We start from the raw sequence: 12054 nt of genomic DNA on the forward strand, positions 1-12054 counted from the left end.
AAGCGGGTCAGATGGCGTAGTCGACGACCACGGGAGTGTGGTCCGACCATCGCTCGTCGTAGGCTTCCGCCCGATCGACCGCGTAGTGCTTCACCGTCGCCGCGAGCGCGGGGGTCGCGAGCTGGTAGTCGATGCGCCATCCTGTGTCGTTGTCGAACGCCTGTCCGCGCCACGACCACCAGGTGTACGGGCCGTCGACCTCTCCTGCCCACTTGCGCCCGACGTCGACCCAGCCGAGACCGCCGCCCGCGTTGTAGTCGTCGTCGCCCTCCGCGCCGACGAAGCGGTCGAAGTACGCCCGCTCGTCCGGCAGGAAGCCGGCACGCTTGACGTTGCCCTTCCAGTTGCGGATGTCGAGCGTGCGGTGCCCGACGTTCAGGTCGCCGAGCACGACCGCGTACTCGCTGTGCTTCTGGAGTTCCGGCAGGCGGGCCTCCATCGCATCCAAGAAGGTGTACTTCTCGACCTGCTTGGGGGAGTCGGCCTCTCCGGAGTGCACGTAGGTGCTCACCACGGTGATGACCTTGCCGCCAACCTCGTAGTCGGCCTCCAGCCAGCGCCCTGCGCTGTCGAACTCCTCTGGCCCAAGCTCCACCCGGTGGATGGACGCGCGGTGCCTGCTCGCGATGGCCACCCCTGCCCGCCCCTTGGCCGTGGCCGGGTCGTGCAGGATGTCCCACTCCTCACCGAGCAGCGACTGGATGTCCTCCGTGGATGCGCGGACCTCCTGAATGGCGAGGATGTCCACATCCCGGGTGTCGAGCCACGCGCCCATGCCCTTGCGGAAGGCGGCGCGGATGCCGTTGGTGTTGATCGTGGCGATACGCACGGGCTTCGAAGGCATGCATCAAGCCTACCGGGGACGACCGACGGTCCCCTCGTCGAGCACGTCGTTGAGGTTGTTCTGGGCGCGCTCGACGGAACGCTGCGCTCGCAGTCTGCCGAGCCAGCGGGCAGAGGCCAGCGCATCCTTGGCCCGTTCGAGCTCCGCCTTGGCCACGACGACGCGGGCCTGGTGCTCTGCCGCCGCCTTCTCCGCGGCCGCCTGCTCGGGCGTGACCAGGCGTGGGGAGAGCCCGCGGTCGAACATCCCGACGGCGATCCAGGAGGCGGAGAGCAGGATCACCCGCGAGACGAAGTTGAACCAGATCAGCAGACCGATGAAGACGGCGAACGTTGCCAGCAGCGGGTTCTTGGTCGCCCCGCCGAGGAAGACACCGGCCAGGGTGCTCAGCCCGGCGAGGGTGAGGCTGCCGAGCAGCGTACCGAAGAAGAGGTTCCGCCACGGCACGGCGACGCGCGCGAGCACGCGGAACATGGCGCCGAGCGTGACGATGTTGAGGAGCACGGAGACGAACAGGCCGGACACCCGCGCGACCACACTGGTCCAGAACGAGTCGCCCAGTCCGATCAGATCGAGCACGAAAGTGAGCGCCTCGGTGCTGACGATGGTGAGCACCGCCGAGATCAGCAGCACGATGCCGAACAGCATGGCCAGGCCGAGGTCGCGGATCTTCTGCAGGACGTAGTTGGTGGTGTCCCTGGTGAGCCCGAACACCGCGCGGACGGCCTGCCTGGTGTAGTAGAGCCAGCCGATCGCCGTCCAGATCAGGCCGACCGCGGCGATGATGCCGGTCCAGCCGAAGGATGTGGCGCTCTCGAGCTGCGACAACTGGATGGCGCCCGGCTGAGTGTCCGTCGCGATGAGCCCGGGGACCGCTCGGTTGATGAGGTCCGTGAGCGCCCCCAGTACCTCCTGGTTGCCTGTCAGCCAGAGGCCCGCCACCGAGAACGCCACCCAGATCGCGGCGAAGATCGCGAACAGGGCCTGGTAGCCCATCCCGGCGGCGCGAAGGTTGCCGTCGCTGTACGAGAAGTTCATGTACACGCGATACGGCCGGAGGGCCTTGACCCACTTGGCCCAGATGGTGACCCGCGCGACCGGCTTCTCCAGCCGTTCGCGCAGCGGCTCCGTCGCCTCGGTGATCTTGTCCTTCAGCGACTCGGAGTCCGGGTCGATCGTGCCCTCAGCGCGCTGCAACGCCGGATCGGGACGCACGGGTGCGACGTCCTGTCTCGACTTCTTGGCCACGGCCCCAGCCTATCCACCGCCAGATACCGGAAACTGCGCGATTTCCGTCGGAAATCGCGCAGTCACGGGTAACTCGTGAAGAGCTCGGCTCAGCGCTTGCCGCGCATGATGGCCTGCTTGACCTCGGCGATGGCCTGCGTCACCTGGATGCCGCGGGGGCACGCGTCGGTGCAGTTGAAGGTGGTGCGGCAGCGCCACACGCCTTCCTTGTCGTTGAGGATGTCGAGGCGCACCTGCGAGTTGTCGTCGCGGGAGTCGAAGATGAAGCGGTGCGCGTTGACGATAGCCGCCGGGCCGAAGTACTGCCCGTCCGTCCAGAACACCGGGCACGACGAGGTGCACGCCGCGCACAGGATGCACTTGGTGGTGTCGTCGAAGCGGGCGCGGTCTGCGACCGACTGGATGCGCTCCTTGTCCTTCGGCGGAGCGCTGTTCGCGACGAGGAAGGGCTGAACCTCGCGGTAGGAGGCGAAGAACGGCTCCATGTCCACGATGAGGTCCTTCTCCAGCGGCAGGCCCTTGATGGCCTCGACGTAGATCGGCTTCGAGATGTCGAGGTCCTTGATCAGCGTCTTGCAGGCGAGACGGTTGCGGCCGTTGATCCGCATGGCGTCCGAACCGCAGATGCCGTGCGCGCAGGAGCGGCGGAAGGTCAGCGAGCCGTCCTGCTCCCACTTGATCTTGTGCAGCGCGTCCAGGATGCGGTCGGTCGGGAACATCTCGACGTCGAAGTCCTGCCAGCGCGGCTCCGTGTCCACATCCGGGTCGAAACGCCGGATGATCAGGGTCACGGTGAACGACTGGATCGGCGCCTCGGGTGCGGGCGGAGTCTCGAGCACGGCGTTCGACATCAGTACTTCCTCTCCATCGGCTGGTAGTTGGTCACGACGACCGGCTTCCAGTCGAGTCGAATGTGGTCGGCGGCGTCGGACGAGTGCGGGTCGCCCGAGAGGTACGCCATGGTGTGCTTCATGAAGTTCTCGTCGTCGCGCTTGGGGTAGTCGTCGCGCATGTGGCCGCCGCGGCTCTCCTGGCGGTTGCGCGCCGAGTACACCACGACCTCGGCGAGGTCGAGCAGGAAGCCGAGCTCCACAGCCTCGAGGAGGTCCGTGTTGAAGCGCTTGCCCTTGTCCTGCACGACGATGTTGCGGTACCGGTCGCGGAGCTCGTGGATGGTCGTGGTGACCTTCGCGAGCGACTCGTCCGTGCGGAACACCTGGGCGTTCTTGTCCATCTCGTCCTGCAGTTCTTTGCGGATGGCAGCGATGCGCTCGGTGCCCGTTCCGTTGCGGAGCCCGTCGATCATCTCGCGGACGGCCTTCGCCGGGTCGTCCGGCAGCGGGACGGCGGTCGCCGTCTTGACGTACTCGACCGCGTTGTTGCCTGCACGCTTGCCGAACACGTTGATGTCGAGCAGCGAGTTGGTGCCGAGACGGTTGGAGCCGTGCACGGAGACGCAGGCGCACTCGCCCGCGGCGTAGAGGCCGGGAACGACCGTGGTGTTGTCGCGCAGCACCTCGGCGGCCGTGTTGGTCGGGATGCCGCCCATCGCGTAGTGCGCTGTCGGCATCACGGGCACGGGCTCGACCACGGGGTCGACGCCGAGGTAGGTGCGGGCGAACTCGGTGATGTCCGGCAGCTTGGTCTCCAGGACCTCGGCGCCCAGGTGGGTGCAGTCGAGCAGCACGTAGTCCTTGTGCGGACCGGCGCCGCGGCCTTCCGCGACCTCCTGGACCATGCAGCGGGCGACGATGTCGCGCGGCGCGAGGTCTTTGATGGTGGGGGCGTAGCGCTCCATGAAGCGCTCACCGCTCGCGTTGCGGAGGATCGCGCCCTCACCGCGGGCGCCCTCGGTGAGCAGGATGCCCAGCCCGGCGAGGCCGGTCGGGTGGAACTGGAAGAACTCCATGTCCTCGAGCGGGAGCTTCTTGCGCCAGATGATGCCGACGCCGTCACCGGTGAGGGTGTGGGCGTTGGAGGTGGTCTTGTAGATCTTGCCGAAGCCGCCCGTCGCGAAGATGATCGCCTTCGAGTGGAAGACGTGCAGCTCGCCGGTGGCCAGCTCGTAGGCGACGACGCCGGCGGGCTGGTCGACCCCGTCCACCTCGTTCATGATCACGTCGAGGACGTAGTACTCGTTGAAGAAGTTGATGCCGAGCTTGACGCAGTTCTGGAACAGCGTCTGGAGGATCATGTGGCCGGTGCGGTCCGCTGCATAGCAGGCGCGGCGCACAGGCGCCTTGCCGTGGTCGCGGGTGTGACCGCCGAAGCGGCGCTGGTCGATCTTGCCCTCTGGCGTGCGGTTGAACGGCAGGCCCATGTTCTCGAGGTCGATGACGGCGTCGATGGCTTCCTTGGCGAGGATCTCGGCGGCGTCCTGGTCGACGAGGTAGTCGCCGCCCTTGACGGTGTCGAAGGTGTGCCACTCCCAGTTGTCCTCTTCCACGTTCGCCAGCGCCGCGGCCATGCCGCCCTGCGCGGCTCCCGTGTGGGAGCGGGTGGGGTAGAGCTTCGAGATCACCGCGGTCTTGGCGTGCGGACCGGCTTCGATCGCAGCGCGCATCCCTGCGCCGCCTGCGCCGACGATGACGATGTCGAACTCGTGGTAGTGGACGCCGTCGATGACGGTCGATTCAGAGGTTTCAGTTGTCACAGCGTTTTCCGTAGTCGTTGGCTACTAGGTGATTACTTGACCGGGCAGAACGACGGCAGAAGATCGGCCGGAGCGCCTGCTGGGCAGGGTTCGAAGGTGAAGATCACGAGCGTGCCGAGGACCACGAGCACGACGACGGCGGCGAGGATCGCGCCCTTCAGGATGCGGTTGACCACCTTGTTGTACGAGTAGTCGTTGACCAGGGTGCGCATCCCGTTGCCGCCGTGGATCATGGCGAGCCAGAGCATCAGCAGATCCCAGATCTGCCAGAACGGCGTTGCGTACTTGCCGCCGATGAAGGCGAAGTCGATCTGCTTGACGCCCTCGCCCATGACGAGGTTGACGAACAGGTGGCCGAAGATGAGGACGATCAGCAGCACGCCGGACGCGCGCATGTAGATCCAGCCCCACTTCTCCCAGTTGACGCCCTTGCGGGCAGGGCGGGACGGGGTGCGAGGCGCTTCGATGGTGGTCATGGTCAGTGCCCCTCTCCGAAGATGTGGATGAGCTGCACGGGAACGAAGCCGGCCATGAGCACGACCCAGATCACGATGACGATGTAGAACATGACCTTCTGGTACTTGACGCCCTTGCTCCAGAAGTCGATGAGGATGATCCGGATGCCGTTGAAGGCGTGGAAAATGATGGCGCCGACGAGGGCGATCTCACCGAGTCCCATGATGGGGTTCTTGTACGTCCCGATCACCGCGTTGTACGCCTCTGGGCTGACCCGGACGAGCGAGGTGTCGAGGATGTGAACGAGAAGGAAGAAGAAGATGGCGACGCCGGTGATGCGGTGCAGCACCCACGACCACATTCCCTCTCGGCCCCGGTACAGTGTCCCGCCCGGCCTGTTCTTGGTCGGCTGCAGGGTTCCTGCCGCTTGATCTGGCACGAACAACCCTCCCTGGTTGTGGTCGCTTGCTGACGCGCTTGAGCGCCGTACCAGTCTATGCCGCACGGCTGTTTCACGCTGCTTAGGCAGGCCTAAGTATCTCGACGTCGAGACAAATCAGGTCGGCGGTCAGGAGGGCGCCGACAGGCCGAGAACAGGGTAGAGGACGCGGAAGCCCTCCTGCAGGCCGCCGGTGAGCGCCTTCTGCACGTGCCCGCCGTTCGGCACCTCGTGATAGTCGACGTTCATCCCCACCTGGCGGGCCGCCGCCGCGACCCGGAGGGCGACGGGGCGGTACATCGCGTCGTCGGAGCCGACGGTGAAGACAGCCGTGGTGTGCCGGAAGTCCTTTCCGTGCATGATGCGGAGCGGCTTCTGGTTCTCGTACGCGTCCTTGTCTCCGCCGAACACGTCGTGGAGCACGGCCGCCTCGTGGTCGGAGCCCGGGAACTCCTCTCCCGAGATGTCGATGAGGTTGGAGAACAGGTCGGGCCGTTTGACCGCGATCGACAGGGCGCACTGCCCGCCGTTGGAGTATCCGGCGATCGTCCAGAACCGGCGGTCGTGGGTGATGTTGAGGTGCTTCTGCGCCCAGTCGATGACGTCGCCGGTGAGGAAGGTCTGCGCGTTCCCGAACCGCTTCGTGTCGAGGCAGAGCGGGTCCCTGAGCGGGTCGCCGAGCTGGTCGGCGACGATGACGATCGGGGCGAGGCCTCCGTGCTTGGCGGCGATCGGGTCGAGCACCGCCGCTGCCTGATACGGGTCGGGGTTGCCTGGCTGACCCATCAGCATCACCACGAGGGGAAGGGGCGGAGGGTGCTCGACGAGGGCGGCGGGAGGCAGGTAGATCCCCGCAGGCCGCGAGGAGAAGCCCGACCCGCCGTTCGGGATCACCTGGCTGCCCGTCCTGCCGTGCTCCGGGAGGTCGGCAGGCGGCTTCCAGTGCTTCCAGAGCTGCGTGTCGTATCCGGATGCTGCCGTCGGCGGCGTGAGTCTGATCGGCTTGTCTGTCGAGATGGAGAGCAGGTTGCCGAGCGTGCGGTTGATTCCGTACGTCGCGTTCACAGCGAGCGTGCCTGCCGCGATGAACACCGGGATGCACGCCACCGCGACGATCTTCCGCCAGCGGGGAGACCGCCACAGGTTCACCACGGCGAGCGCCACCGCGCAGCAGGTCGCGGTGATCCACGCGTAGTTCACGAGGCCGAGCGAGGTTCCGAAGAGGTCGAGCCAGCGCACGGCGACCAACCAGATGCCCACGGAGACCACGAGACCGGCCGCGACAGCGGACAGCGCGGTCACCAGCCAGCGCAGGCTGGGCCGCCGCGCCAGCAGGAACGCGGCAGCGACGGCCGCGACGGCCAGCACCGTCACGATCACCGGGCCATCGACGACATCGGTCGTCAGCAGCGCGTCGAACATGCGTATTCCACCCCCAGGCTGGCTGCCGGGAGTTCGGGTGCGCGGCAGGCGCCGGACGGAACGCTAGCGCATCAGGATGGCTGAATTCCCTACAACACGTCGCTGGAGCCCGTGAGCTTCAGCGCATCCACGACCGCCTTCACCCGCTGGGCGTTCTCGCTGGTCGTGACGAGGAGCGCATCCGGGGTGTCGACCACCACGATGTCCTTCACGCCGATGAGGCTGATCACGCGGCCGGACTGACTGACCACGATGCCGCTGGAGGCATCGGAGAGGACGCGGGCGTTCTCGCCGAGGATGGCCAGGTCGGACTTACGGCCGCCCGAGTTGAGCTTGGCGAGCGAGGCGAAGTCTCCGACATCGTCCCAGTCGAAATATCCGGGAATGACAGAGAGCGCGCCCCTGCTCGCTGCCGGCTCCGCCACGGCGTAGTCGATCGCGATCTTCTCCAGCCCTGGCCAGATGCGGTCGACGGCGGGGCCGCGCGTCGCGGGGTCGTCCCAGGCCTCCGCCAGCTCGAGCAGCCCGGCGTGGAGTTCGGGCTTCGAGCGGCCGATCTCCTCCAGCAGGCGGTCGGCGCGGGAGATGAACATGCTCGCGTTCCAGAGGTACGCGCCGCTGGCCAGGTAGCCCTCCGCCGTCTCCAGATCCGGCTTCTCGACGAACTCGGTCACCGAGAGCGCGCTCGGCGCCCCGTCGATGCCCAGCCCTTCGCCGGTCCGGATGTAGCCGAAGCCGACCGAAGGCTCCGTCGGCCGGATGCCGATGGTCGTGATGTACCCGGCGTCTGCGGAGGCGACGGCCTCGCGGACCGCTGCGCCGAACAGGGGGAGGTTCTTGATGACGTGGTCGGCGGCGAACGACCCGATGATCACGCCGGGCTCCCTGCGCTCCAGGATCGCGGCGGCCAGGCCGATGGCGGCGGTGGAGTCGCGCGGCTCCGACTCCAGGACGACGTTCTGATCGGCCAGCGTCGGCAGCTGCGCCTCGACGGCGGCGCGGTGGGCGCGGCCGGTGACGACCATGATCCGCTGCTCGCCGGAGAGTGGAGCGAGCCTGTCCCAGGTGTCGCGAAGCAGGGTCTGTCCAGAGCCCGTGAGATCGTGCAGGAACTTGGGCGCGTCGGCGCGGGAGAGCGGCCAGAGCCGCGAGCCGATCCCGCCGGCCGGGATCACGGCGTAGAAGCGGTCGAGCGCGCTGGAGGTGTGTGCCATGTCGAAAGGATACCGAGCGCTCCCGGACACCGGCCGTTCACACCGGGGTCACCGCGGCTGCCTAGCCTGGCGGCATGCGCGTAGCGGTGGTCAGCGAGAGCTTCCTCCCCACAGTCAACGGGGTCACCACCAGTGTCTGCCGGGTGCTGGAGCACCTGGCGGCCGAGGGCCACGAAGCGATCGTGGTGTGCCCGGACGCAGGAGCTCCCGCCGAGTACTCCGGCTTCCGGGTGCATCAGGTGCCGTCCGTGGCGTACCGGCAGTTCCCCGTCGGGCTCCCCAGCCCGCAGGTGCAGCGCATCCTGAGCAGGTTCGAGCCCGACGTGCTGCATGCCGCGTCCCCTTTCCTCCTCGGGGCGCAGGGGATCGCTGCCGCCAATCGGCTCGGCGTGCCGTCCGTGGCCATCTACCAGACGGATGTCGCAGGGTACGCCAGGCGCAACGGGCTCGGGATGACGTCGGCCATCGCGTGGAAGTACGTGCGCTGGGTGCACGACGGCGCCGACCTCACGCTCGTGCCGTCCGCCGCGTCGGAGTACGACCTGCGCACCGCGGGCGTCCGCTCGCTCGCGCGCTGGGGCAGAGGGGTCGACCTGGAGCGCTACCACCCCAACAACCGCAGGACGCCTGCCGCCATCGCGCTCCGCGATCAGCTGTCGCCGGACGGCGAGCTCGTCGTCGGGTACGTCGGCCGCATCGCGCCGGAGAAGCAGGTGGAGCGCCTCCGCGCGCTGCGCGGCATCCCCGGCCTCCAGCTCGCCATCGTCGGGGACGGCCCGTCGCGCGCCTCCGTCGCCGTCGAGCTGCGCGGGATGCCGGTGACCTGGCTCGGCCGGCTGGGCGGCTCCGACCTCGCTGCGGCGTATGCGAGTTTCGACATGTTCGTGCACACCGGCACGGAGGAGACCTTCGGCCAGACCGTTCAGGAGGCCCACGCGTCTGGCATACCGGTGGTCGCGCCGCGTGCTGGAGGGCCGATCGACCTGGTCGCGCACGGCGTCGACGGACTGCTGGTGCAGCCGTCGGACGACAGGGCGCTGCGCGCCGCTGTGAAGATGCTCGCCGCAGACGCACCGCTGCGCCTCAGGATGGGCGAGGCGGGCAGACGTGCAGTGCTCGGCCGCAGCTGGGAGGCGATCTGCACCGAGCTCGTCGGACACTACGAGAGCGTGCTCGGCGGCGCACGAAAGCGGGTCCAGCGCACCGGCAGACAGCGCGCGTACAGTTAGGTGGCCGTGCGAGCACGGCCGGTCCACTCGTACGCAGCACCCCGGAGGTGACTCATGGCTTTGAACACCAACCGACGCGGCATCCCGATGCCCTTCGTCTCCCGCACGCGCCGAGTCGATCCTCCGTCAGAGACCTCGTCGTCCGAGCAGAACCAGCCGCGCGAGCCGCGGCCCAGCATGGTCGACTCCGCCATCTACTCCGACGGCCACCGCGTCGCGTCGCCCCGCAGCCTCGCAGAGACGTACCGAGCGCTGGACGCGACGAAGGACGGCGTCGCCTGGATCGGCCTCTACCGGCCGAGCGCCGATGAGCTGATGTCCCTCGCCGACGAGTTCGGCCTGCACCAGCTGGCCATCGAGGACGCGATCGTCGCGCACCAGCGGCCCAAGCTGGAGCGCTACGACACCGTTCTCTTCGTGGTGCTCAAAGCGGCCAACTACCTGGATGTGCCTGAAGAGGTCGACTTCGGCGAGCTGCACCTCTTCGTCGGCCCGAACTTCGTCATCACCGTTCGGCACAGCGAGTCGCCCGACCTCTCTCATGTCCGGCAGAGGATGGAGAGGGAGCCGGAGCTGCTCGCCCTCGGCACCCAGGCCATTCTCTACGCGATCATCGACGCTGTGGTGGATGCGTACAGCCCGGTCGTCGCCGGTCTCGCCAACGACATCGACGAGATCGAGACGCAGGTGTTCGGCGGGGACGCGCTGGTGTCCAGGCGCATCTACGAGCTGTCGCGCGAGGTCATCGACTTCCAGAGGGCGACGCATCCACTGACCGCTGTGATGGATGCGCTCGAGCACGGCTCGTCCAAGTACGGCGTCACCCAGGAGTTGCAGCGTGGACTGCGCGACGTCGCCGACCACCTCACGGTCGTGAACGAGCGGGTCGACGGGTTCCGTCAGCTCCTGCGCGACATCCTCACGGTGAACTCCACGCTCGTCTCCGAGCGCAGGAATGAGGAGATGGAGCGGCTGGCGCACTCGACGCACAGGCAGGGCGAGGAGGTCAAGCGCATCTCGTCCTGGGCGGCGATCCTGTTCGCTCCGTCGCTCGTCGCCGGCGTCTACGGGATGAACTTCACCCATATGCCGGAGCTGGACTGGACCTTCGGGTATCCGCTGGCCGTCCTGGCCATGCTCGGGCTGAGCGGTCTCCTCTACTTCGTGTTCAAGAAGCGCGGGTGGCTGTAGGGGGCAGACGCGGGGGACAAGATGCTCAAATGAGCAGGTGCCAAACAGGCGTGCATTTGTAACGCTTGCATGAAGAAGCCGGATTTTCGAACGGAGCGGTTCGTCACATTCGGTAACGTGAACAGCAAATGGCCTCCCTTCACCCGAGGAGGCCTGCATCTTGGAGGACACCACCTTGACAATCACAGCCCGTAAGGCCGGAGTGCTCGGCCTGGTAGCGGTCGGCGTCATGTCGATGCTGGCCGCGTGTTCGGCTGCCCCGTCGGACAACTCGACCACGGGAGCCGCGAAGAGCGACTTCCTGCCCTGCATGGTCTCCGACGCCGGCGGATTCGACGACAAGTCGTTCAACGAGACCAGCTACAACGGCATGGTCAGCGCGACGAAGAGCCTCGGCATCAGCTACAAGAAGGCCGAGTCGAAGAACGCGAACGACTACAGCCCGAACATCCAGAGCATGGTCGACCAGAACTGCAACCTGATCATCTCGGTCGGGTTCAACCTGAAGGACGCCACCGAGAAGGCCGCCAAGGCCAACCCGGACATCGACTTCGCCACGGTCGACGACAACGAGATCACGGCGGACAACGTCCGCCCGATCATCTTCGACACTGCTCAGGCCGCCTTCCTCGGCGGATACGCTGCTGCGAGCTACTCGAAGTCCGGCGTCGTCGGCACCTTCGGCGGCATGCAGTTCCCGACCGTCACCATCTTCATGGACGGCTTCGCGGACGGCGTCGCGTACTACAACCAGCAGAAGGGCAAGGACGTCAAGGTCGTCGGCTGGGACGTCAAGGCTCAGAACGGTGCGTTCACCGGTGGCTTCGACGCCAACGACACGGCCAAGACCACGGCTCAGGGCATCATCGACCAGGGTGCTGACGTGATCATGCCCGTCGGCGGCCCGATCTACCAGTCGGCAGCGCAGGCGATCAAGGACTCCGGCAAGGACATCGCGATGGTCGGCGTCGACACCGACGTCTTCATCTCGGACCCGAGCGTCAAGGACATCCTGCTCACCTCGGTGATGAAGGGTCTCGACACCGCGACCGCGTCCGTCGTCAAGGACGCCGCGAACGGCAAGTTCACCAACACGCCGTACGTCGGAACGCTGAAGAACGACGGCGTCGGCCTGGCACCGTTCCACAACTTCGAGTCGAAGGTGGACAAGGGCCTGCAGGGAGAGCTGGACAAGATCAAGGCCGGCATCATCGACGGTTCGATCACGGTCGAGTCTCCGTCGTCGCCCAAGGCGTAACAGCACGATCGCACTACACGGGGAGGTCAGCGGATGCTGGCCTCCCCGGTCTTTTGGCCCTTGTCACGACTGCTCAACTGAGCACACACTGACATATGTG

General features: G+C 66.9%; 11 protein-coding genes. 3 read left to right on the plus strand and 8 right to left on the minus strand.

The genetic code is table 11. The features are described from left to right. Positions 1-7: 7 nt before the first annotated feature. The 8 genes from ASE16_RS03820 to ASE16_RS03855 form a co-directional block, all read right to left on the minus strand. Positions 8-844 carry an exodeoxyribonuclease III gene (locus ASE16_RS03820; protein WP_055890697.1) on the minus strand — a complete coding sequence of 279 codons (837 nt, stop codon included), beginning with the start codon at positions 842-844 and terminating at the stop codon, positions 8-10. Positions 845-853: 9 nt separating this feature from the next. Beyond that, positions 854-2092: a YihY/virulence factor BrkB family protein gene (locus tag ASE16_RS03825; RefSeq protein WP_055890700.1), complete on the minus strand. Its 1239-nt coding sequence runs from the start codon at positions 2090-2092 to the stop codon at positions 854-856. 89 nt (positions 2093-2181) lie between these two features. Continuing rightward, a complete protein-coding gene (locus ASE16_RS03830; RefSeq protein WP_055890702.1) occupies positions 2182-2943 on the minus strand; it encodes a succinate dehydrogenase iron-sulfur subunit in 762 nt (253 codons plus the stop codon). After that, the gene (gene sdhA / locus ASE16_RS03835) at positions 2943-4745 is read right to left on the minus strand and encodes a succinate dehydrogenase flavoprotein subunit (RefSeq protein WP_055890704.1); all 1803 of its coding nucleotides are present in this window, start codon (positions 4743-4745) and stop codon (positions 2943-2945) included. The genes ASE16_RS03830 and sdhA overlap by 1 nt, the downstream gene beginning before the upstream one ends. 32 nt (positions 4746-4777) lie before the next feature. After that, positions 4778-5221 (minus strand): succinate dehydrogenase hydrophobic membrane anchor subunit, encoded by a 444-nt coding sequence (locus ASE16_RS03840; RefSeq protein ID WP_055890706.1) that lies wholly within the window; start codon positions 5219-5221, stop codon positions 4778-4780. Positions 5222-5223: 2 nt separating this feature from the next. Continuing rightward, entirely contained in the window at positions 5224-5562 is a 339-nt protein-coding gene (gene sdhC / locus ASE16_RS03845; RefSeq protein ID WP_055890708.1) for a succinate dehydrogenase, cytochrome b556 subunit, read from the minus strand. Positions 5563-5769: 207 nt separating this feature from the next. Next, on the minus strand, positions 5770-7062 hold the full coding sequence (locus tag ASE16_RS03850) for an alpha/beta hydrolase (RefSeq protein WP_055890710.1): 1293 nt from the start codon (positions 7060-7062) through the stop codon (positions 5770-5772). Between the two features lie 89 nt (positions 7063-7151). Then, positions 7152-8276 (minus strand): mannose-1-phosphate guanylyltransferase, encoded by a 1125-nt coding sequence (locus tag ASE16_RS03855; RefSeq protein WP_055890712.1) that lies wholly within the window; start codon positions 8274-8276, stop codon positions 7152-7154. A gap of 74 nt (positions 8277-8350) precedes the next feature. Between ASE16_RS03855 and ASE16_RS03860 the strand changes: the two genes are divergently transcribed. The 3 genes from ASE16_RS03860 to ASE16_RS03870 all read left to right on the plus strand — a co-directional run bounded on the left by ASE16_RS03860 (position 8351) and on the right by ASE16_RS03870 (position 11954). Then, the gene (locus ASE16_RS03860) at positions 8351-9505 is read left to right on the plus strand and encodes a glycosyltransferase family 4 protein (RefSeq protein WP_055890714.1); all 1155 of its coding nucleotides are present in this window, start codon (positions 8351-8353) and stop codon (positions 9503-9505) included. A 54-nt stretch (positions 9506-9559) separates the two neighbouring features. After that, complete coding sequence (locus ASE16_RS03865) at positions 9560-10696, plus strand: magnesium and cobalt transport protein CorA (protein ID WP_082581212.1); 1137 nt, start codon at positions 9560-9562, stop codon at positions 10694-10696. A 175-nt stretch (positions 10697-10871) separates the two neighbouring features. Further along, complete coding sequence (locus ASE16_RS03870; RefSeq protein ID WP_055891590.1) at positions 10872-11954, plus strand: BMP family lipoprotein; 1083 nt, start codon at positions 10872-10874, stop codon at positions 11952-11954. Positions 11955-12054: the final 100 nt, after the last annotated feature.

The sequence above is a fragment of the Leifsonia sp. Root227 genome (assembly GCF_001428745.1).
Lineage (GTDB): Bacteria > Actinomycetota > Actinomycetes > Actinomycetales > Microbacteriaceae > Leifsonia.

Bases quoted from the DNA above. Each gene is read 5' to 3' on its own strand.
- sdhC (WP_055890708.1), bottom strand. From the start codon at position 5,562: ATGTGGTCGTGGGTGCTGCACCGCATCACCGGCGTCGCCATCTTCTTC.
- ASE16_RS03830 (WP_055890702.1), bottom strand. From the start codon at position 2,943: ATGTCGAACGCCGTGCTCGAGACTCCGCCCGCACCCGAGGCGCCGATC.
- ASE16_RS03855 (WP_055890712.1), bottom strand. From the start codon at position 8,276: ATGGCACACACCTCCAGCGCGCTCGACCGCTTCTACGCCGTGATCCCG.
- ASE16_RS03865 (WP_082581212.1), top strand. From the start codon at position 9,560: ATGGCTTTGAACACCAACCGACGCGGCATCCCGATGCCCTTCGTCTCC.
- ASE16_RS03820 (WP_055890697.1), bottom strand. From the start codon at position 844: ATGCCTTCGAAGCCCGTGCGTATCGCCACGATCAACACCAACGGCATC.
- ASE16_RS03860 (WP_055890714.1), top strand. From the start codon at position 8,351: ATGCGCGTAGCGGTGGTCAGCGAGAGCTTCCTCCCCACAGTCAACGGG.
- ASE16_RS03840 (WP_055890706.1), bottom strand. From the start codon at position 5,221: ATGACCACCATCGAAGCGCCTCGCACCCCGTCCCGCCCTGCCCGCAAG.
- ASE16_RS03850 (WP_055890710.1), bottom strand. From the start codon at position 7,062: ATGTTCGACGCGCTGCTGACGACCGATGTCGTCGATGGCCCGGTGATC.